The organism is Chryseomicrobium palamuruense, assembly GCF_042649045.1.
GTDB classification, from domain to species: Bacteria; Bacillota; Bacilli; order Bacillales_A; family Planococcaceae; genus Chryseomicrobium; species Chryseomicrobium palamuruense.
Map to the genome: position 1 here is coordinate 139,709 of NZ_JBHSEF010000009.1, position 20,628 is coordinate 160,336.

Here is a 20,628-nt window from a genome sequence, read left to right on the forward strand (position 1 = left end):
ATTTTGTCCTTAACCGTTTTTTGTTAAAACTATAAACGTTTATAAATAATTTGAACCTAAATTGTTAATGGCTCCGTCTAAAATATAAGCAAGAAAAGGTGGTGTGGGTGATAAATGTTTAATTCAGAGGAAAAGCTCAAATTGGACTTTGAAAAAATGGTGGACAACTATGGTGAGGCATTAATGCGGTTAGCTTTTACGTATGTCAAGAATCGTCAGGTAGCAGAAGATATAGTACAGGACGTATTCATTCGTGCTTATGAAAAAATAGATGATTTTAGAGGTGAATCCAGCTATCAAACTTACTTGTACCGTATGACAGTTAACCGATGCCATGATCATTTCAGAAGTTGGTCCTTTAGAAATTTAATTTTTTCAGATAAAAACTTTAACTATAAAAGGCAAGAGAACTCTGTTGAAACAGAAATGTTAAGTGAAACTGTTCACAACGTATTAGGAGAGGAAATACTTTCACTACCTTTGAAATACAGAGAAGTTATAGTTTTTCACTATTACAAGGAATACAGTATCAATCAAATAGCCAATATCTTAGCAATATCTACAAACACTGTGAAAACACGATTACGAAGGGCAAAGGCTAAACTAAAAGAAAAAATGAGCGATAAGGTAGGTGATAGAAATGGATGAAAATAAATTTAAGGAAAGTATTGCTGATTATATTGGGGATGAAAAACTATTTAACGAACAATTAAAAGGTCGTATATTAACTGAAAGTAGAACAAAAAAACAAAAACGGGAAGCAGTATATATGTTCAGTAAACTTGCGCCACTCATGGTTTTAGTTTTAGTCATCGTAGGAGGAACTGTCTTTTATTTGATTTCAAATACATTAGAAAAACAAGTGGTTAGTCCACCAAATGAAGTAGAAATGGAAGTTCCAACACAAGAAAACGAAGGTTCCATTAGTACTAGTTTGGATGAAATAGACCACGAGAGACTACGAGAACCATTAAACACGTCATTTAGAATAATTAGCGCAATGATAAATAAAGATTATGAATACTTGGCATCTGTCATTGAACCTTCAGTTAAACTTAATAGAGAAAATAATTCTTTTACCTTTACCTTTAGTGATTCAACATATGAGCAGCAATTAATTGAAAATTTTGATTACAACAACTTTGAGTACAGAGGTTACAGATTTGAAGGAGATTCAGTATACATTATTTTAGGAGTTTACAATGCCTCTTTCGAGTTTGAGTTTGTTGAAGCAGAAAATGGTACCTATTTACTAAAATCTTTTTTAACTAATTAACCTTAGCAAAGTCACACAATTTTGCGTGACTTCAGAATGTAGATAAAAGGGTTTGAAATCTAATTAATTTCGAATCCTCTTTTTTTGCAGATATTTAGTAAAAAATCACGTATTCTAACTGCACCCTTGGTGCATATGTCTCTTATCATCATGCCATCAGCGGACCTTGCCAAGTCCATGTGGGTAGTTTTTTCAGATTCATTGCAGCAAATGTAAATTTGTTGGTAGAAATGAAAGTAGATATGGTACTCTAAATGATGCTGTTGCTCAAGATTTAAGAGAAATACTCACTTCAAAATAGATACAAACATGTATGTGATATAAGCATTAATCGCGAATCCACATAAATATGGCGATATACAAAAGCGCCTTTAAGAGAACACATGGGGAATCTGTACGATCCTGAGGACAAAAACAAAAAATAACGACAAAAAAGGTAGCCGGTCTATGGGCTACCCTCCAATCTACGTATTTTGTATTTCGGACTCGTTCATCCGATAGGCATTTTAAAAGTGTCTATTCTATAGGTTACAGTTTAGCTATTCCCGCAGCCTGTTTTATGCTTTGTATTCTTTATCGATAATTAGGATTGGTTTGATTGCAGATCCGTTCGAGGAATCAGTGAATGCTTGATCTATGTCTTCTAATTCATAAAATTTCACTAATTTTTCGATTGGGAATTGACCGTTTTTATAGAATGATACAAGTTTTGGAATGATTAATTGCGGTACTGCATCGCCTTCAATAACGCCACGTAATGTTAAGGCGTTCGCTACAACGTCGTTAAATACGTTCAACGTTAAATCACGTTTACCCACAGCTACTGTGGCACAAGTACCTTTCACACGTAAGCAGCGTAGTGCGGCTAATGTCACTTCGGGAACACCTGTTGTCTCGAATGAATAGTGAGCACCTTTCCCTGTTATTTCCTTTATTTTTTCTACTGGATCTTCATTTTTTGAATTGATGATATGTGTAGCACCTAGCTCTTTTGCAAGCGATAAACGGCTATCATGAATATCTACCGCGATAATTGGATGACAGCCGGCAATTTTTGCGGCTAACATACCACTTAATCCTACAGCACCTGTCCCGAAAACAACAAAGCTGTTACCCGGTTCAGGATTAATCGAATTAAATACTGTGCCACTGCCAGTCATAAGACCGCAGCCGAATGGTCCTAAATAGCGCAAATCAACATCTTTATCTACTTTAACAATGTTACTTTCTGCAACCGTTGTGTACGTAGCAAAGGAAGACTGGCCAAAGAAAAGTGATACATCTTGATTTTCTTCTGTTGTAAGAGGTGTAACACCGGATTGGTTTTTACCACCGAAGTTAAGTGGGATCATGTTTTCGCATCCGCCTGCATTACCTTCTAAACAATTGTCACAAGTACCACAGTAAGCAAAGCCCAATACTACATGATCACCTGGTTTAACAGTTGAAATATTTTCCCCGACTTTTTCGACAATACCAGAGCCTTCATGACCTAACACAGCTGGGTATGGCACTGGAATGGTTTTATCAAGAACCGTTGCGTCTGTATGACATACACCGGAAGCAACAAGTCGCACTAACACTTCGCCCGCTTTTGGTTCAGCTAAATTTAACGTTTGTTTTTGAAAGTCTTTATCGGGAGTTGTCACCATAGCATTAATTTTCATTTAAATACTCCTTTATTATTATTGAACTACGTATTAAGTTATCGCCTTCTCAGTGTTTTTTTAAACTGTGTAGTTTTTAATTTGATTTTTTAACTTCAATTAAAAATATCCACGTCTTCTTTATCCGAATAGGTTTTTAAACAAGGGAAATGCTAAGGAAGAATGGGAAAGTAGAACATTCAAATTAAAGCGTATAAACTTTTCCAAAAACCAAAAACCTGACGTGAAATAAGGGGAATTTCGAATGACCGCAAATAACAGCACACCTATTACCTTAAACGCTTATATTAAAGTCATGGATGGGAGATTATTAAACTTGGAACAATAGTGATGATGAAATTTTTAACAAAGGCTACTATTTACAGACAATGCTTGATAAAGAAGAATTCAAACCATTTTTTTTTGGAGAACTTGAAGAGTTGGTTATGAACTAAAAAAGAAGGTTCGCTGTGAGTGTGTGATCACAACGAACCTTCTTTTTTATTCGTGCGTCAAATAATGATACAAATCTGCGCGAGAATTATGGCAATGCCTGTCCCCAGCAAGCTATGCTTTTCGAAGTGCTGCATGTTTCAAGATAATATTGCGTGTAATCTGCCAACTGTGGGATAAGTGAGATTATTTATAATAGGCCCGAGTCCGGTTAGGTGAAAACTTCGTGAGGTTATCATTAAATTTTCACTCCCGGACATTATGTTCCTACTCAACTTAATGTGCTGTCATTAATAATTCTCACCACATACTCCTTATCAAACCAAAAACAATGCTTTGTCAACATCTCTCCTGTAACAGGAAGAGGAAGTTTATCTTTTCCATCTCGACCTTTCGTACGTAAATGATATTTTCCGTTTGTTCCTGCACCGGGTAAATTAGTAGAAGTGCCTCTGCTTGTTGGTGTAAGTTTAACACCTGCTTGAAGGATACCTTTTACATGATCATAAAACTCACGCAGATCCTGTAAATCCTGATAAGGCATATTCCACAACTTTACCCCTTTAAAATAGAGTTCACGATTGGGATTTTCCTTTTCGGTCTCTTTATATTGGAATACGACAAAAAGCAGCTTCGTCTCTGAGAAGTAGTCAAATAGCCAAGAGTCTTCGAACGGCTCTTTCAGCCAATCATGAAAATCAACATTCTTGAAGGACATGTGTTCCTTTGGCAATCCTCTTGGTTCTAATCGCACTGTTTTAAATTGGATGTTGGCTTTCGAAAACTCTTCAATATCGTTGAGTGACGTTCCTTTAATGCCTAGAAGAGAACTAATGAAGTCCGGTAAAAATGCTTTCGTCTTGATGTTGATTCGAATGTTCTTTTCTTTAGAGAGCTGTGTCAGCGATTTCCCGACGAATGGAGCAAATCGTTCATTGATGATTTGCTCTAAAGTTTTCTTTTTCAATTCCTGTGGCGAAGTAATTCTCACCAAATCTTTTTCGGAAAGAAGTTTTCGAGTGAGTGCAGTCATGTAGCTGTTCTTTAGACTGAATGCTCGTTGCATAGCAGGGATGTCCGAGAAAGGCTGCGAACGGACGGAGTTACTGTTCGTCCCCTTAGAAGCAGCACCTAGATAGTTCGTGTCACCTTCTGAAAGTTCGTGAGCTTTTCCCGCTCGAATTTTGTTGACGATGAACTCCCAATCTTGTTTGATGACTTCTAAATCCTCATCAGAGTATGAGTGGAGGTGGGTTTTCAGGATACTCCATTCCCGTTGAGTCTTTTCTTTGTCCCACAAGTAGAAGAAGAGGAGCAATTTTTGATTCTTCGACCAAAAACTCGAAGTATCAAAGTCTTTCTTTACCTCATCGTTGTAGTTAATGATATTGAGCACCAGGCGCTCTTTAGCTGATAAAGTCTTATTCTTGTTCTTCTTAACCCCAGTAACTTTTAATTCAATATTTAAGTCTTTAAAGTCTGCCTCTGGTCTTGAGTTAATCTCATACCCGAAATAACTTTCCTCGATGATTTGACCAAGATTTCCTTTAGTAACTTTATCTAATCGCCCCATCAAGTCGATATCGGCAAACCGTTTACCCTCAGCTTTAACTGCATATTCTACTAATTCTTCTTCAGTTGTGAATTCCACAAAATCACCCCGTACCTTTTCTTACCTATAATTTACCATAAAAAGAAGCTGGCGGTTGCCAGCTTCAGATGGATAGGTTCATTTGAACTTCTTTTTTTGCAGTAGTATTTTCAATTTCTTCGATGCGTTCACCCATCTTTTTAATGAGCCCGACCACTAAAGCATTCCCCATACAGAAATAGCGCATACGGTTGGGCATGCCCTCAGTCCAGTTGTCATCAAATCCATTGAGACGCTCGCACTCAAGTGGAGTTAAGAAACGCTTTCGAGCATTTACTTCAACAATGTGGGTACTACGATTTGTCGTGCCTTCGCTAGTCAACATTGTGCGGCCGGGTTTGTTCAACTCGTCAGTAGGGGACATGCCACCTTCTGAGAATGTGTAGCTATGACCATCTGCGGAGGTACGTTCGATTCTTTTTGGCCCACGTAGATAGGCAAACTTTTCTGCTTGAGTTTCAGTCAGATAGAATTCCTCTGGAACTGTCACTTCATCTTGGAGGATATCCCCCAGAGTTACAGGTGCCATCTCGACTGGCTGAGTATGAATCGTAGTTAATTCACCGTCCTGCATAATACCTGCCGTTTGGAAGTTATATGAGAATTGGTCCGAAATATCAACTATGTCATCTGGCAGTCTTGTAGAGCTGACCCGCTCTTTGTAAGGCTCATCTCTTACAGGGAAGGTCTTTGCAAAGTAACCCTCTCTATAGACGAGTTCCTGCTGAGAATGCCGACGCTGGCTGTCATCAAAGGCAATACCGTTCTTATAAGCAAAAATAAAAACGCGTCTTCTGCGCTGCGCAAAGCCATATTCTGCTGCGTTGATTACTCGCCACTCTACGGAATAGTCTAAATCTCTAAATGTTGCCAACATGACCGCAAAGTCTCTACCACGTTGTTTAGATGGCGACTTCAATAGTCGGTCTACGTTCTCAAGTAGGACATATTTTGGTTGGGTCTGATCCAGGATTCGTGCAATCTCCCAAAAAAGGACCCCTTTTTTGCCTTGTAACCCAGCTTCACCACTCAATGAGCGGGCAACTGAATAATCTTGACACGGGAAGCCTCCAACCAACAAATCTGGCGCTAAATCTATAAAAGTTTCATTTGAAACAGTCGTGATATCTTCATTAGAAGAAATTCCTTCTTGGAAGTGTTGCTTGTAACAGTTAAAGGCATGCTGTTCTTTACGGGATGGTTCCCACTGATTGGCCCAAACAGTTTTAAACAATTCTTTGTTTGCCTGTTCTAAACCAAGTCGAAAACCGCCGACACCCGCAAATAGCTCAATCACATTCAATTGATTCTTTTGCAAAATGGGAACACCCTTTCGTAGTTTTCTTTCATTATACAGGAAATCATCAAAAAGATCAAGATCGAAACGTACTATTTTATCATATAAATTTGTCATGTTTCTAAATCTGTCACAAGGGAATTTTAGTAAGAAAGATGAGTGACGTACGGAGGTGAAAAGAGATGGCGAAGAATGTTCCGAAAGCATCAAGTGAAGCTGCACGAAAGACCATGCAAGGGAATAGCGGAAAAGATACATCCATCGAATTAATCGTTCGTAAAAGACTTTGGGCAGACGGATACCGATTTCGTAAAAACAATCGACAGCTTTTAGGGACGCCCGACATCTCTTTTCCAAAAAAGAAGATAGTCGTCTTCTTGGATTCTTGTTACTGGCATGGATGTCCTATTCATTATAAAGAGCCAAAGACTAACTCAAAGTTTTGGAGCCAGAAAATTAAAAGAAACAGGGAACGGGACGAAGAATATAACCGACACTATATTGAAGAAGGGTGGGTACTGTTGAGGTTTTGGGAGCATGAAGTTAAAAGTGATTTAGATGGTGTCATTAAAACAATTGAGTACTATGTTAAACAACAAAAAGGAGCGTAATTAGCTTAGATATATTAATAAATGTAGGGTTTTACTACATTCCCTTGCCATTCTCTGTAAATATTCATAAAATTAAGGAAACGCCAGGAATGAACGGGGATGACAAGATGAAATTGAATGTAGAACAACGAAGAATTGTGGAACTAGAACCGTCAGGACAGATGCTGGTGAAGGGTGTTGCGGGGTCTGGAAAGACGACGGTAGCGATTCGACGCATTAATTTTTTGAAGACGAATTATTGCCATGAAGCCGATGACCAGATATTACTCGTGACGTACAACAAGACACTCTTAAACTATATTAAGTTTCAATATGAACGACTGGCCGATGCTGAAGAAGAGGACTTCCAGCAGTTCTTTGCTTCTAACGCAAATGTCGAGATTTCAACAATTGATGCCTTGATGTTCAAAGCGTTCAGAGCCTACTCACGTCGAAAAGGTGTAAAGCTTGAGATTTCGAATACACCGATGGAGCGCCAAGTGTTGATCGAAGCTATTCATGAAGTAAAGAAGTCGTATCCCAACGTAAAATTGTTATCGCCTAAAAATAGTGCGTTTCTACTGGATGAAGTGTTGTGGATGGAATCATGTCTGATTGAAGACATCGAGTCGTATCAAAATATGGACCGGATAGGACGTGCTTCCGGAGATAGTTCGACGCCTCAGAAACTTTTGAAGAACTCGGAGCTGAGAGAAGCTATCTTTGAATTGTTGCGCGTGTTCACGGACAAGATGGAGAAGCAGGGGTTTGTAACGTTCAAGCGGATGAACTTGCTTGCACTTCGTCAGGTCCAAGAAGTGAATGCCAAACGCTACACGCATGTCATCATCGATGAAAGTCAAGATCTGACGCGTGTGCAACTCGAGTTTTTAAAAGCACTCTATAAAGAGAAGCCGTATTCCTCGCTCCTTTTTGTCGCGGACAATACGCAAAGCATCTATTCCCATTCGTGGCTAGGAAAAGGCAGACCGTATACGACTATCGGTTACGACATGAGCGGGAAGTCACGGGCACTCAGCAAAAACTACCGGACGACGACGGAAATTTCGACCGCTGCGTTTGATCTGATAGAAGCCGATGAGACGATTCGGTCGAATGTGGACTTTGTAAAACCTGCACTCATCGATCGTCATGGCCATCCGCCGATATACCGGTTCTTTACGACGCCTATGAAACAACAGGCCTTTTTAGTGGACGAGATCCGTACGTTACAAAACGATTATGATTTCCGCGAAATTTGTTTAGTCGCGCGGAGCAATCGATTACTTGAAAGTTTAGCCGTTGGACTCGAGGCAGAAGGGATTCCGACTGAGGTGCTCCAGGGGACTGAGCCGAACTTTGAGTCGGGCAAGGTCAAGCTCGTCACCATGCACTCGATCAAAGGGCTTGAGTTCAAAGTCATCTTCCTAGTCGACTTAAATCAAGGGGTGATTCCGAATGACCGTTATACGGACCTAGAAGATCAGAAGACGGTGGATTCAGATGAGCGTAAACTGTTGTATGTTGGGATGACGCGTGCCAATGAACTCCTTTATATGTCGTCGGTGAAGAAGCCATCGAAATTTATTAAAGAGATTCAGCGTAAGCATCTGCGGATGAAAAAGGACTGTGCACTCCGCCCATTTGAATCAATCAGCATGAGCCACTACCAATTTACAGATCAACTTACGGACCTTCATTCAAGGGAAGAGGTCGTTCGCCAGTGGGTGTTGCGGGAGCTTCATGAGACATACGGGTATCCGTACGAATTGCTTGAGCTTGAATACCCTGTCCAAAAATTCTCACAACGTGGGTATTGCGATGTGGCGGCGACCATCTATTCCGGAGAACAAGCGACGCCACTATTGTTTATTGAAGTGAAGCAATTTGGGGCAGGTATTGAAGACGGGTTGAAGCAATTAAAGAGTTATTTAGAGGCGAACACTTCCGTGCGGTTCGGTCTGGTGACTGACGGGCTTGAGGTCAAAATCATCGACCGGAATGGAGAAGAGGTTCAAGACATTCCAAGATGCCGCCCGCAGTTCTTGCCGGAGACAAAGAACACGAAACGCTACTTGAATTTAAAGAATGGACGAAATTACGCGTACGCGACAGCCCTCGATAACGAAGAAGTCATCGAGGTCCGTGAAGAAGATACGGAAGTGTATTTGCAAGTCCACGAGAAAGCAACAGTTCCGCTGATCGGTAATGTGGCGGCGGGACTGCCGACGCTTGCGACAGAAGCGTACGAAGCGAAAATCATCGTGCCAAAAGACTGGGTGTTTACAGCGAAAGATACGTTTGCACTGACTGTGACAGGTGACAGTATGACGGGCGCAGGCATCGATAAAGGAGACACGGTCATCGTCCACCGGCAGACGTCCGCGCAACCGAACGAGATTATCATTGCCGTGATTGATGATGAGGCGACGATGAAGAAATACATGCCGATGGGTAACGATGTACTGCTCATGGCGGAAAACACGGACTACGAGCCGATTCTAATGCGAAGCGAAGATGTCCGTATCAACGGGAAAGTGATTGGTGTGCTGAAGAAGTAGTGGGAACTTTTCCCTTTGAAAAGCGTAAGCATGGATAAGGGAGGTCGTGCACATGAAACTCAAATTACTTTTCATCCCACTCGCTGTAACTTTAATTACCATTGTGGGCCTTTATACCATCGGAAATCTCTTTGAAATCAGCTTCCTGCGCTGGGATTATGAACTCGTGATTCCGGACAGGGACGGCTTTATAATAGAATATGGCGGATCCATTATTCCCATCATCATAGGTATTGTTGCGGGCTTTGTCTCGGAGCGGGTGCTTCGGAGAAGGGGAGTCGCGTGATATCGATATGTATAAATTTCGGAACCGTATGAAAACTAAAAACTGACCATGGGTACTTCCATGGTCAGTTTTTATAGGCCGAAGATCTCTGCCATCGTATCCGCACTTCCGGGCATGAACATGTAGAGAGACAAACCAATCATCACCGTGCCCACCATCAGCAAGCTGATTTTACGGAATGGTGTCCGGTGAGATGAATGAAAAATGCCGTATAGAAATAAACCGATGCCAATAGCCATCGCAAGAAAATACCAACCCCCCATGTAACTCACTCCTTTATAATCGTAACGCCTGACAAGGGAAAAAGTTTCCAAGGGTTAATCAAAAATCATCCGAATCAATTGCGCGATGGCTCGAGGTAACGCTAGAAGAATGTCCATGAGGTTGACCCATAACGATTTTGACTCTTTTTTACGAACCGGTGAGTGTGACATCTTATCGCCTCCCATTTTCTTTGCGTTACTAGGAAAGAACAATTTATAGGTAGTGTTAGTGGAGAATCAATCAAAGATATCGTTTCAACATCGAAACGAGCTCTACGACTCTAGTAGAAGGGTTTCTTTCACTAAATATTATATGAGATTCAAAGCGCTCATTCGCTCGAATAGCGCGAGTGATAGCAAGATCCACATACTGTTCTAAATTCATATAGGTTAAAGACTGAGATTTTGAATAATCCGCCACATGATTTTTTAACTTTTGGGTTAGAATCTGGTTGGATAATGGTGCAGTTACTTCTTCAAAGTGTAGTAAAAACCATAGCTCAAAACTGATATTGCTCCAAGCGACCTTCATGTTCTTTGATTCTGCATTTCTAATGGCAACATCAAAGTCAGTAAAGCGATCTTTATCAAAAACGAGCCATACTTCTAGGTATTCATTTTTAAGTCTTAACTTTTCTGCAATAGGAATGAGTTTAGAGGTGGATTGACCAGCTCCCTCAATCTCTAAATCTACTTTTTCGACGATGAGTTGTTCATGGTATTTTTGGTCCATCAGTCGTTTTATGGATTGAAAGTATGCGACCTCTGTCTTTTCACCTTCAGTAATGATAAGAATTCTAGGAAATCGAACAGAACGCGTATTTTCCTTTCTTCCTTTTTTCTGTCTTCTAGTCATGGTCTGTTCCCCACATGTTGAAGCCTTTTAAAATGGGAACGCCACCGTACTTCCCTAAGAGGTAATCTTTATGGTAAGAGGCGTCATTTCTTACAGAACGATCTTCTTCTAGTTTGTATTCAACTAAACTATAAAGCTCAGAGGACAAGTCGCTCTTTTTTTCTACGAACCAGATTTGATCCCGTCGGAACACATCATTTGTTAACGTGTAATTGTCGTGCGTCGTATAGATAAGCTGCGCGTTCTTTGGGTTTGTATCTGGATCATGGAATAAATCAATAATATAACGAAGTAGTAAAGGGTGTAATTTTGCGTCAAGTTCGTCTATACAAATAACGCCACCTTTTAAGAACACTTCTTGTAATTCAAAGAACATAGAAAATACCTTTTGAGTTCCACTGGATTCATCCTTAAACGGAATTTCCATCGGTCCTCGTGGTGTATCGTAAACAGAAGATATTCTATAATACTCTTGATTGTCTCGGGTGTTTTTCTCCACGTTGATTTTTAAGATAGGTACGCTAATCGCGTTTAAAAATTTTACAATCTCCATTTGAAATAGAGAGTCTTCAATTTTTTCGTCGATATAGGTGGAATGAATACTTTCATAGCTAGGGTTTCCAAAATCGATAATAGGTGTCTCCGTAAACCATTCATAGACATCCTGAATTTCTTTTATAGTTAAACCTGCTAAAACGGATAAGACGAGTGAGGAATCTTTTATTTTATCTTGAATGATTTTAAGTTCTTTAATTTTAGAATGAGAGATCTCAGTCCCGTTACGTTCGAATACGGGTACATATTTTTCTTTATAACGCATATCTCGTTTAAACAACCACTCACTCATAATGTCTGACTTTGAATTCATTTCAAACCCATATTGATATTCACCCGATTTTGTTCTGATATATACTTCAAATAACGAATTGGTTTTCTGGTCTTGAAACGCAAATTGTTTGAGATGAAGATTCTTATTAACGGATGAAAGCATAAACGATTTGCTGACAGCTTCCTTCATAAATTCAAAGGCTTCTATCACGCTACTTTTGCCACTGGCATTGGCTCCATAAATGGCTACCACTTTTAACAGCGAGTCAGCAAATTTTTGAGGAGGCGTAATAACGTTTGTCATATGTTCTTTAATGGAGCTTGAAATCATATTGAGAGACGTTTCTTCACTAAAGGCTTTATAGTTTTTAAAGTTAAACTGAATTAACATGAATTTCACTCCCTTTTCTAGAAGTATAGAATATATTTTCAATAAAAGATATGAATATGAGAAAAAATCTCATATTATGACACCTAATAACATATTTCGTGATTTTATAAAAGGGGAGAACGCAATGCCTAAGTGCACATGGCCAGGAACAAGTGAGTTGATGCAGGACTACCATGAAAAAGAATGGGGAAAGCCGTCAAAGGGCGACGACCGATATCTATTTGAGATGCTTTCCTTAGAAGGGGCGCAGGCGGGACTATCCTGGATTACCATACTGAAAAAACGTGAAGGTTACCGGGAAGCTTTCCGAAACTTTAACATCGATATCTGTGCGAATCTGTCGGATGAGGATCTGGAACACATCCGGACGAGTTTCGAGATTGTCCGTAACAAAGCAAAAATTAAATCCGTCCGCACGAATGCACAAGCTATCAAGAGAATTCAAGAAGAGTTTGGCTCGTTCTCTGATTTTCTCTGGTCGTATGTCGATCACGCTCCGATCATCCATATGCCTAAAAAAGAAAGCGACGTCTTGACGGAAAATGACCTGTCTCGTCAGATGAGTAAAGACTTAAAGAAGCGTGGTTTTACATTTGTCGGTCCGGTCATTCTCTATACGTATATGCAGGCTGTCGGAATGATTGATGATCACGTGGTCGGGTGTTCAGAGAAGAGTAAATGATGAAAGATACTAATGGGAGAAGTGAAATCATGAAATCACAAGTAAACGAATTTTGCGAGACGTATCAGCTTTTTAAGGACGATGCCATACAACAAGTGCAGTTGGAGCATCGTTTTCGATTAGCGCAAGCATTTGAAGTCGAAGAAGGCATGCGGATTTTAGAGATTGGGTGTGGACAAGGGGACATGACCGTCGTTCTAGCAGACCGGGTAGGAGAAAGTGGTCATGTAACGGCGATTGATATAGCAAGCGGAGACTATGGTTCTCCACTAACTCTTAATCAGTCCCATCAGCAAATTATGCAAACCGAGTTAGGGGAACGAATCGACTTCCATCTGGAAACAGACCTTCTTACTTTTGATGTGGCGGAACATTACGACTGTGTCGTATTTGCTCATTCCAGTTGGTATTTTCACTCACCGGAAGCCCTAACCCGCTACTTTGAAAAGATTCGAACGATCACATCTAAACTTCTTTTTGCAGAATGGGACCTTAATTACACACAGACTTCCCAGCGCGGTCACTTTAGTGCGGTGATGTTACTCGCTCTTAATTCAGCGATTGCCAGGAACGACAGCAATATTCAACACTTGTTTAGCCGAGAGACGATTAAACAGATGCTCAAGAATTCAGGATTTGCGATTCGAAAAGATAGAGTGGTTTTTTCAGCCTATCTTCAAGACGGTCAGTGGGAGATCGAGTACGCCACAGACGTTTATAGTGAGTTTCCAACGTCGTCAACCCAATTACATACACTTGCTACATCTCTCTATCAAGTGATGAAAGGGTCAGGAAAAGAATCGTTAGATACCTTTGTAATAATAGGAACATAAGAAGTTTCAAAACAAATTTGTCTACATATCGAGTGAAGAAAGGCGGTCTTCTCATGTCAAAAGGATTGCTTCATCATATTGAACTGTATGTGTCCGATCTTATACGGTCAACGGAGTTCTGGGGTTGGTTATTAGAGGAACTGGGGTATGAGCCTTTTCAATCTTGGGAGAGTGGACAGAGTTGGAAGCTAGCCGAGACCTACATTGTCTTCGTCCAAGCAGAAGAACGGTTTCTGGACATCCCCTATCATAGATGTCGAGTCGGCCTCAATCATTTAGCATTCCACGCAAGTTCCCGACAACAAATAGATGAGATGACCGTGAAATTGAGGGAGAAAGGAGTTAAACTCCTGTATACCGATAAACATCCCTTTGCCGGCGGCGACAACTATTATGCTGTTTTCTTTGAAGATCCAGATAGATTAAAGGTTGAATTGGTAGCTCCTTAACTTTCCTGTATTTTGTTGTGATGATCGCTTTATTAACTAGAAAGTGGGCAGGTTCTTTGAATGATACAAAAAAATACAGTCACTTTTTTGTAACCTTCTGGAAACTTGAACGACTACTTCACTAGGATGGTGATGACATGAAAAAAACGACAACTTTAGTGCTAGCAGCCATACTCCTAGCTGGATGCGGGACAGCAAACGGGGGAGATCAGACACCTCAAGCACAGGAGCAGGTGAAGACCGTGGAATTCCCAAAGCTCAAACAAACAGTAAGTGAAGATCTACGGAATGAGAAACTACACCCGCAGGAAGACATGGGTGGGTTCCCGAAAGAAGTACTAGAGATACAGGGGCAGGAAGGCCAAATCGCAATGCAAGTCCTTGAAGAGGTATTAGGTGGCTACGAGGGAGTACAGGAACAGACTGTCACGTATTTTCAAAATGAAACGACGGATACGCACAAAATCGGCTTTTATATTGGAATGAAAGAGGAAGACGCTAAGTTTGATCAGGTGTTTGATGCACTTCAACAGAAAGTCGACAAGGGAGAAATCTTGGCGAAGTACGTTCATTTTCAACCTATTACGTACTCACAGCAAGAATTGAATGACACACTTGATGAGTTGTATGCAAAACTGAAATTCTCGTATATCGGTCGCAAGGGTGGCCACTTCGGGATGAGCATCAGCCCAATTACAAATGTTGTTCAAGTCGACCACAACATGTTCACGGATGAAAATCAGGAAAAAATCCGCGAATTATTTGGGGAGTGGGAAGTTGAGTTTACGCAATCGGGAGCCATGATACCAGGTCCGGGAGAGCCCCTGGTAATTTTTCCTGATGAAGAGTTTACAACTAAACCTCAGACAGGTGGTGAAATCATCATGTTTGTCGGAGAAAAAACGGTTCATACGTACAGTATGCACTATGATTTCGAAGGAGCAGCCGAGCTCAAGGTGGGCATGCGTGTCGATATCGAACCGAATGGACCTACTCTAGCTTCCTTCCCTGGCAAAGGAGGGGCATCGTTCGTGACGGTTTACCCGAACTATAAACCGGAAGGCGCCACACTCTCTGAATTTGAAGTAAATGCGCGAGCGATCGAGCAATTGACAGAGGAGCAACGAAGAAAGCATCCTTTGTTAGAGTCGGCGGTATATGATGCTGCTGCGAAATCGTGGAATATCACATTCTCTTTCGATTGGGAAGATATAGAGCCAGTCGAAATTATGATAGAAGACAAATAAGTGAAAGCACCCAACCTCAAAGGTTTGGGTGCTTCTGCGTTTAGTTCGTTTTACTCGCTACATCTTTCAACAACCATGCCGTAAAGTCTTCATAGACAGGCATGGAGACGAAGTGAGCATCTGGGTACGATTGAAAGGTCACGTCTGCCTTCCGGGAAGTGAAGAAGTCACGGGCGGCTTCTCCCCACTGATATGGCAAAACGGGATCTTGTTGACCATGGGAAATAAAATAGCGTACATGATTTGCACTTGGCAAAATGTCTTCTTTTTGAATGAAGTCCGGAACGTAGCCGCTGAGCGCAAGAACTCCCCGGATTCGGGCGGGAATTCGAGTACTTAGGGACATCGAAGAAATCGCTCCTTGGCTGAAGCCCATGAAATAGACGTAGTCTTTGTCTACAGGATAATTTGCAACCGCGTAGTCTAAGAACTCCGTAAGTTTCGACATCGCATCTTCAAATACGGTCCGGTGTGGCTTACCGAACCCTTCGATTGTGAAGAACGCATAACCTGGTGGTTGTGAAATAGGTCCGCGTAGATTAAAGATGATGAACTGATCCGCTAATTTCTCAACAAGAGGGAGCAGGTCATGCTCATTGCTGCCCATTCCGTGTAAGACAAATAGAGCTGGATAGGTTTTTGATGAATCCATGGACGACGGTTGACGAATTTCATAATGAAGTGGAGCGTTCAATTAAATCTTCCTCCCTAATAATTACTTTTATAAAGTAGATTACATTTAGTAACTTAATTATAGGAGAAAGGACAAGAAGTTGCAAGCTGCTCTATTAAAAAAATCAAATCAGGAAAGGAAACTGAGCCACTTAGTTATTTTATAACGTCTGTTAATTAGCTAATATTTATCGAAAGAGAAAAAACACCATAACTGATACGATGTTAAGCGACTAAACCTACATCATGTCCAGAAAGGTGCCTTCTATGAACCAATTTAGCACAGTAATCAACAGTCAATCGGTTTAGAGTCGTCTCATTCTTAAAAGGTACGCTGCCTTTTGAATGGCGAAACGCCTTAGCTGAACTGCTCTATGATCTCAAGATAGGGTCTTTTTAGAGAACCTTCATTTTAGTTAATCAACAAACGTGCTATTTTATATATTTACTCAAGACTTCATCTTTAATTTTGCTATACAATTCTACACTTTCTTTTTCTCCGGATAAGAAATCTAGCCCTTTCAATTCTCCAACATTATTTAAATCAGTTACTGATTTTTTCAGTACCTTTCCATTTACACTATACTTTCCGTAATCTATTCCAACTAGACCATTTACCTGATCAGCCTCATGACCATATCTTAAAAAAAGAATATACTCTCTATCATTCTCCATAGGTGTATAGCCCTCTACTTGCTGATATTCATTGTTACTAGTTAAATAATAAGGTTCAGAGACTTTGATGATCTCATCTTGTGTAAACACCCCTTTAAAAACCTCTAACACTTGAACTTCACGAATGGTACTAATATATGGAGACTCGCCACTCGTATCTTCTTTGCCAATAATAACATTAGGAGTAACCTTTACTTTAACAATGTCTCCACTGCTATCTTCTAAATCTTTTAGTTCACTAGATATTTGATAATCTGGGTGAGGAATAAATGAAAATTAAATTAAATCGTAGTGAATTGCAAACTAACGATGACATTTGGAATGCTGTTTTATCAGCCTATGGAGAGTATGTTTTTCCGACAGACGAAGAGAAAACAAACGATTTCATAATTTTGTTTAATTATTTTTGTGAGCTTGAAAGTGGAGGGCATGAAAGCTTATTCAATTGGTTTTCAGAGCATATCGAGGAAATGGGTATCCAAACGTACTTAAATAGATTGACGAAAATGCTTGAAAAAGTTGACGCTCATGAATACGCAGTAATAGAAAAGAATTATATTGAGGAACTATGGAGATTATTTTTAGCTGTAGAAAATAGTAGAAGTAAAGAACCTCATTATAAAAGTTTGGAAGAGGAATTTTATATTCTCATTGATAAAGCAGATAGTGAATATAGAAATCTTGGTGAGGAATTAAGTGAGCGACTAAGTAATTATGCCAATGTAATTTATACGGAGCTATTTGAGATAGTGGAACAATAGCTTTCCTTCCTCAACTAACGGGTGCTGGTTTAGTTAAAGAAGCCAGTAAAAAACATCGAATAGAGGCTGGGACATAAGTACAAAATATTAACCTGATTAGCTGAATACGCAATAGTAAAACCGCGTAAAATCAAGGTTCTTGAAACTTGATTATGCGCGGTTTATTCATTTTACTGAGTTATGTCCCAGCCTCTTTTATCGTATTGAAAAACAATAGTAACCTTTAACAAAACCTTTATATAAGTTAATCTGATTAAAATGAAAAATCGTGAAAAGTACCCAAAGGTCTGGGAGCTTTACTATCTTATTTGATACCATTAAATTCTTCTTCAGAGACTTGCAGTTGCTTATGCAAAATTTCCTTCCAGAGGTGTCCTTTAACTTCGCCCGCTTCCACGTACCATCAGGCATCCGTTTTATTCAATTAATGACCATTTGCTTTTCGTCTTTTTCCTACAAAATCTGCTGAAGATAATGTCGTATATTGTCTGCCAGCTTAGGGGCATTGAACGAATAGAGTAGTTGAATGGTCGCTTCAACTTGCGCACGTCCTTCCTCTTTTTTTCCGATCCGGATGTCATAGATTCCTTTGAGTTGCATCAAATGAAGCTTTTCAAATAAGCGTTGCTCCGGAATCGCGATGTCTTCCAGGTACGCTAGGAACTCATTCATTTCCTGTCTGTAGTGAAATGCATCATCGAATCGATTGACCGGACCGATTAAGTAAATCACGGTATTGAAAAGAATAGAAGTGACCAAGGTATTCACTTTTTCATAGTCTCTAAAGCGCGAGCTCTTGACGTAAGCGGTCTTAGATAAACTCATCACCATCTCGGGTTCGAGAAGCAGCATCGTGCCGTTGTAAAGTGACAACTCGTAGAATCCCCACTCTTCCACGCCAAACAGATAATCCGAAAGCAGCTGAACATGGTGAGTCTGAATCTCCTGAGAGAGAGACGTTCCTGCGACAATACTTTCATAGACTTCAAGGAGCAACGCATTGTTGTGATAAGTGACGATGCCGTATTCTTTCCACTTCGCGTGCTGCTCTTTTTTTAACTGGTGCAGCCCTTCCTGATTTCTAGTTATATACAGGGAACCAGCGGTTTGAAAGAAGTTCTGCACAGAATCCAGAGAATAATCATGGTGCATATAGAGAAATTCCTCAAAAGGAATCATCAATTTTTCTAGTAACTGCGTCATAAGTTCAAGACTTATATCCGATTCTCCACGTTCAAATTTGGATAAAAAGGATACGGAGCAGACGCCATCGGCTAGCGTATGTAACGTAATGCCTTTCTTTTTTCGAATGTCTCTTACTGTACTTCCGTATTTCATCTCTTGTAACCCCCCTTTATAAAATTCCACTATATGAGAAAAATGTTAAGCTGTATTATTCTCCACTATACAATAAAGGGAGGAAGTTCAAAACGTATAAATGATGGGGGATTAATATGGGCGTATTAATTACAAATGGAACAATTATTGATGTAGAAACCGGAAATACATATCTCGCAGCAATCGAAATCGAAGGAACGAGAATCAAACGAATGATTCATGGAGATGAACCTTTACCGAATGGTTTAGAAACGTTGGATGCGGAAGGGAAATTTATCATTCCGGGACTGATCGACATGCACTGTCATATCCACGACCGATATGCTCCTCACTTTGTGGCTTCCGGGGTGACGACTGTACGAAATACGGCGGGGAATGTGATGTTACTTCATGACCTGATTCACGCAGCGGATGACGCGCAGACCCCAAGAATCTATGCTTCGGACCGAATGATTGACGGGCTTCCGGGCCAATGGGGAGAAACGAGTTACGGGAATTTTGTCACCGATGACCCTGAGGAGGCCAGACGAGAAGTTCGAAGACAGGCAGCCGTAGGAGCCAAATTTGTGAAACTGTACGGATGGATTACGCAAGACGTGATGGAAGCGGCGATTGACGAGGCGAAACACCATGGGTTAGAAGTAGCCATTGATTTGATCAATTCGAAAGACGTGACCGCGCTCGATGCTATCAAGGCAGGCGTCACCTGGATAGAACACGTTTCCGGAATGGCGCAGGAAATCTACCCAGGTTGGAGCCCTCTGGTTGACCAAGAACCGTGGAGTTTTATTGACTGGTACAATCACGACCAAGACAAGATCAATGCCCTCTGTCAGGAGATGCTAGCAAGGGATGTGAAACTGTGCCCGACGATGGTTCTCTTTGACCAAGCAATGAAGTTTCCGGATATTTGGTCCCCACAAAACAAGGTGGTGGAATCTGTAGAGAAAATGGATTCGTTCATGCAGGAATGGAAGAGGAATGTCGCGTATCTCGACACCATCAAGGAACGGACAGCTGTTGTCGGGGGATTGACGAAGCAGATGGCGAAAACCTATCACGATATGGGAGGCACTGTGGTGGCGGGCACGGACACACCTGCGTTATTGTTCACCTACCCCGGAATGGCGTTGCATCGTGAGCTTGAGATTTTTGTGGAAATCGGTCTTTCGGAGCTCGAGGCGTTGCAGGCGGCAACGATTCGTGCAGCCAGGTCCATCGGTTTGGACCATATCGGAATCCTGGACGAAGGAAAGATGGCGGATCTGGTGATACTGAAAGGAAATCCTTTAGAAGATATTAATTGGACTCGGGAGATTGAGGCGATTGTGAAAGGAGGAAGAGTGTTTAATCAAGAAGTGATTCTTGCGTGTGCGCCGGGTGAGACGGAAGTGAATGCGCGTATGCAGGAGTTTATGGAGAAGTGGGATTCGGTAGAGAGCAGATAGTGCAAGATTGGTTGCGCTTAGTCTAAGCAAAGAAGGAAAAGAACTTCAAGAGCTTAATGGGGGGAAGACTTTCTAATAAGGGCGGAAGGAAAGGTTCTATTTGTCTGGTGCGAGTACGACGCTGACTGGTGCGAATATCGGTTGAGCTAGTGCGAATAATGGACTGACTGGTGCGGTTCGTTCCGTCTGGTGCGAGTACGACGCTGACTGGTGCGAATATCGGTTCAGCTAGTGCGAATAATCGACGGACTCGTGCGCTTCGTTCCGTCTGGTGCGAGTATGACGCTGACTGGTGCGAATATCGGCTCAGCTGGTGCGAATAATCAACCGACTGGAGTTATAGAATGAAAAAGGGCGCACATCGCAGACGTAACTGCAATGTGCGCTCTTTTGATTAGGCAGAGGGGGGCTTTTCAACCCCTCAG

21 protein-coding genes are annotated in these 20,628 nt (G+C 41.0%); 12 read left to right on the top strand and 9 right to left on the bottom strand.

From position 1 onward, the window contains the following. Nucleotides 1-141: 141 nt before the first annotated feature. On the top strand, nucleotides 142-648 hold the full coding sequence (locus ACFO0S_RS02140; RefSeq protein ID WP_378139682.1) for a sigma-70 family RNA polymerase sigma factor: 507 nt from the start codon (nucleotides 142-144) through the stop codon (nucleotides 646-648). After that, the gene (locus ACFO0S_RS02145; protein ID WP_378139684.1) at nucleotides 641-1,276 is read left to right on the top strand and encodes a hypothetical protein; all 636 of its coding nucleotides are present in this window, start codon (nucleotides 641-643) and stop codon (nucleotides 1,274-1,276) included. The genes ACFO0S_RS02140 and ACFO0S_RS02145 overlap by 8 nt, the downstream gene beginning before the upstream one ends. 557 nt (nucleotides 1,277-1,833) lie before the next feature. On the opposite strand, the gene ACFO0S_RS02150 is transcribed toward ACFO0S_RS02145, so the two are convergent. From ACFO0S_RS02150 to dcm, 3 genes are all read right to left on the bottom strand, one after another. Beyond that, complete coding sequence (locus ACFO0S_RS02150; protein ID WP_378139686.1) at nucleotides 1,834-2,943, bottom strand: NAD(P)-dependent alcohol dehydrogenase; 1,110 nt, start codon at nucleotides 2,941-2,943, stop codon at nucleotides 1,834-1,836. Between the two features lie 703 nt (nucleotides 2,944-3,646). After that, nucleotides 3,647-5,026, bottom strand: coding sequence for a Sau3AI family type II restriction endonuclease (locus ACFO0S_RS02155; RefSeq protein WP_378139688.1), 1,380 nt, complete (start codon nucleotides 5,024-5,026; stop codon nucleotides 3,647-3,649). A gap of 64 nt (nucleotides 5,027-5,090) precedes the next feature. Then, nucleotides 5,091-6,344, bottom strand: a complete 1,254-nt coding sequence (gene dcm / locus ACFO0S_RS02160; protein ID WP_378139690.1) for a DNA (cytosine-5-)-methyltransferase — start codon at nucleotides 6,342-6,344, stop codon at nucleotides 5,091-5,093. 161 nt (nucleotides 6,345-6,505) lie between these two features. Between dcm and ACFO0S_RS02165 the strand changes: the two genes are divergently transcribed. The 3 genes from ACFO0S_RS02165 to ACFO0S_RS02175 all read left to right on the top strand — a co-directional run bounded on the left by ACFO0S_RS02165 (nucleotide 6,506) and on the right by ACFO0S_RS02175 (nucleotide 9,760). After that, entirely contained in the window at nucleotides 6,506-6,934 is a 429-nt protein-coding gene (locus tag ACFO0S_RS02165) for a very short patch repair endonuclease (protein ID WP_378139692.1), read from the top strand. Between the two features lie 107 nt (nucleotides 6,935-7,041). Next, nucleotides 7,042-9,474 (top strand): transcriptional repressor LexA, encoded by a 2,433-nt coding sequence (lexA, locus tag ACFO0S_RS02170; protein ID WP_378139694.1) that lies wholly within the window; start codon nucleotides 7,042-7,044, stop codon nucleotides 9,472-9,474. A gap of 52 nt (nucleotides 9,475-9,526) precedes the next feature. Beyond that, complete coding sequence (locus tag ACFO0S_RS02175; protein WP_378139696.1) at nucleotides 9,527-9,760, top strand: hypothetical protein; 234 nt, start codon at nucleotides 9,527-9,529, stop codon at nucleotides 9,758-9,760. Between the two features lie 71 nt (nucleotides 9,761-9,831). Here the strand turns inward: ACFO0S_RS02175 and ACFO0S_RS02180 are convergent, their stop codons facing one another. The 3 genes from ACFO0S_RS02180 to ACFO0S_RS02190 form a co-directional block, all read right to left on the bottom strand. Then, the gene (locus ACFO0S_RS02180) at nucleotides 9,832-10,023 is read right to left on the bottom strand and encodes a hypothetical protein (protein WP_378139698.1); all 192 of its coding nucleotides are present in this window, start codon (nucleotides 10,021-10,023) and stop codon (nucleotides 9,832-9,834) included. Nucleotides 10,024-10,264: 241 nt separating this feature from the next. After that, the gene (locus ACFO0S_RS02185; RefSeq protein ID WP_378139700.1) at nucleotides 10,265-10,879 is read right to left on the bottom strand and encodes an RloB family protein; all 615 of its coding nucleotides are present in this window, start codon (nucleotides 10,877-10,879) and stop codon (nucleotides 10,265-10,267) included. Beyond that, entirely contained in the window at nucleotides 10,872-12,098 is a 1,227-nt protein-coding gene (locus ACFO0S_RS02190) for an AAA family ATPase (RefSeq protein WP_378139702.1), read from the bottom strand. Before ACFO0S_RS02190 ends, ACFO0S_RS02185 begins: the two co-directional genes overlap by 8 nt. 124 nt (nucleotides 12,099-12,222) lie before the next feature. Here ACFO0S_RS02190 and ACFO0S_RS02195 point away from each other — a divergent pair, with 124 nt between their 5' ends. From ACFO0S_RS02195 to ACFO0S_RS02210, 4 genes are all read left to right on the top strand, one after another. Further along, nucleotides 12,223-12,780, top strand: a complete 558-nt coding sequence (locus tag ACFO0S_RS02195) for a DNA-3-methyladenine glycosylase I (RefSeq protein ID WP_378139704.1) — start codon at nucleotides 12,223-12,225, stop codon at nucleotides 12,778-12,780. A 29-nt stretch (nucleotides 12,781-12,809) separates the two neighbouring features. After that, nucleotides 12,810-13,613: an SAM-dependent methyltransferase gene (locus ACFO0S_RS02200; protein ID WP_378139706.1), complete on the top strand. Its 804-nt coding sequence runs from the start codon at nucleotides 12,810-12,812 to the stop codon at nucleotides 13,611-13,613. A gap of 53 nt (nucleotides 13,614-13,666) precedes the next feature. Continuing rightward, entirely contained in the window at nucleotides 13,667-14,062 is a 396-nt protein-coding gene (locus ACFO0S_RS02205) for a VOC family protein (RefSeq protein WP_378139708.1), read from the top strand. Between the two features lie 137 nt (nucleotides 14,063-14,199). Then, complete coding sequence (locus ACFO0S_RS02210) at nucleotides 14,200-15,309, top strand: hypothetical protein (protein WP_378139710.1); 1,110 nt, start codon at nucleotides 14,200-14,202, stop codon at nucleotides 15,307-15,309. Between the two features lie 40 nt (nucleotides 15,310-15,349). Here ACFO0S_RS02210 and ACFO0S_RS02215 read toward each other — a convergent pair whose 3' ends face one another. Further along, entirely contained in the window at nucleotides 15,350-16,003 is a 654-nt protein-coding gene (locus ACFO0S_RS02215; RefSeq protein ID WP_378139712.1) for an alpha/beta hydrolase, read from the bottom strand. Nucleotides 16,004-16,413: 410 nt separating this feature from the next. Continuing rightward, entirely contained in the window at nucleotides 16,414-16,746 is a 333-nt protein-coding gene (locus ACFO0S_RS02220; RefSeq protein WP_378139714.1) for a hypothetical protein, read from the bottom strand. A gap of 179 nt (nucleotides 16,747-16,925) precedes the next feature. On the opposite strand from ACFO0S_RS02220, the gene ACFO0S_RS02225 reads away from it, so the two are divergent. Then, nucleotides 16,926-17,417, top strand: a complete 492-nt coding sequence (locus ACFO0S_RS02225) for a hypothetical protein (protein WP_378139715.1) — start codon at nucleotides 16,926-16,928, stop codon at nucleotides 17,415-17,417. Nucleotides 17,418-17,870: 453 nt separating this feature from the next. Here ACFO0S_RS02225 and ACFO0S_RS02230 read toward each other — a convergent pair whose 3' ends face one another. Next, nucleotides 17,871-18,755, bottom strand: a complete 885-nt coding sequence (locus ACFO0S_RS02230; RefSeq protein WP_378139717.1) for a helix-turn-helix domain-containing protein — start codon at nucleotides 18,753-18,755, stop codon at nucleotides 17,871-17,873. 116 nt (nucleotides 18,756-18,871) lie between these two features. Here ACFO0S_RS02230 and ACFO0S_RS02235 point away from each other — a divergent pair, with 116 nt between their 5' ends. Then, a complete protein-coding gene (locus ACFO0S_RS02235) occupies nucleotides 18,872-20,203 on the top strand; it encodes an amidohydrolase family protein (RefSeq protein ID WP_378139719.1) in 1,332 nt (443 codons plus the stop codon). Nucleotides 20,204-20,413: 210 nt separating this feature from the next. Next, the gene (locus tag ACFO0S_RS02240) at nucleotides 20,414-20,551 is read left to right on the top strand and encodes a hypothetical protein (RefSeq protein ID WP_378139721.1); all 138 of its coding nucleotides are present in this window, start codon (nucleotides 20,414-20,416) and stop codon (nucleotides 20,549-20,551) included. The last annotated feature ends 77 nt before the right edge of the window (nucleotides 20,552-20,628 follow it).

Excerpts from the sequence above, each read along its gene's own strand:
- ACFO0S_RS02185 (WP_378139700.1), bottom strand. The coding sequence starts at position 10,879 with ATGACTAGAAGACAGAAAAAAGGAAGAAAGGAAAATACGCGTTCTGTT.
- ACFO0S_RS02200 (WP_378139706.1), top strand. The coding sequence starts at position 12,810 with ATGAAATCACAAGTAAACGAATTTTGCGAGACGTATCAGCTTTTTAAG.
- ACFO0S_RS02180 (WP_378139698.1), bottom strand. The coding sequence starts at position 10,023 with ATGGGGGGTTGGTATTTTCTTGCGATGGCTATTGGCATCGGTTTATTT.
- ACFO0S_RS02150 (WP_378139686.1), bottom strand. The coding sequence starts at position 2,943 with ATGAAAATTAATGCTATGGTGACAACTCCCGATAAAGACTTTCAAAAA.
- ACFO0S_RS02195 (WP_378139704.1), top strand. The coding sequence starts at position 12,223 with ATGCCTAAGTGCACATGGCCAGGAACAAGTGAGTTGATGCAGGACTAC.
- ACFO0S_RS02210 (WP_378139710.1), top strand. The coding sequence starts at position 14,200 with ATGAAAAAAACGACAACTTTAGTGCTAGCAGCCATACTCCTAGCTGGA.
- ACFO0S_RS02175 (WP_378139696.1), top strand. The coding sequence starts at position 9,527 with ATGAAACTCAAATTACTTTTCATCCCACTCGCTGTAACTTTAATTACC.
- ACFO0S_RS02145 (WP_378139684.1), top strand. The coding sequence starts at position 641 with ATGGATGAAAATAAATTTAAGGAAAGTATTGCTGATTATATTGGGGAT.
- ACFO0S_RS02190 (WP_378139702.1), bottom strand. The coding sequence starts at position 12,098 with ATGTTAATTCAGTTTAACTTTAAAAACTATAAAGCCTTTAGTGAAGAA.
- ACFO0S_RS02230 (WP_378139717.1), bottom strand. The coding sequence starts at position 18,755 with ATGAAATACGGAAGTACAGTAAGAGACATTCGAAAAAAGAAAGGCATT.
- ACFO0S_RS02165 (WP_378139692.1), top strand. The coding sequence starts at position 6,506 with ATGGCGAAGAATGTTCCGAAAGCATCAAGTGAAGCTGCACGAAAGACC.
- ACFO0S_RS02205 (WP_378139708.1), top strand. The coding sequence starts at position 13,667 with ATGTCAAAAGGATTGCTTCATCATATTGAACTGTATGTGTCCGATCTT.
- ACFO0S_RS02235 (WP_378139719.1), top strand. The coding sequence starts at position 18,872 with ATGGGCGTATTAATTACAAATGGAACAATTATTGATGTAGAAACCGGA.
- ACFO0S_RS02225 (WP_378139715.1), top strand. The coding sequence starts at position 16,926 with ATGAAAATTAAATTAAATCGTAGTGAATTGCAAACTAACGATGACATT.
- lexA (WP_378139694.1), top strand. The coding sequence starts at position 7,042 with ATGAAATTGAATGTAGAACAACGAAGAATTGTGGAACTAGAACCGTCA.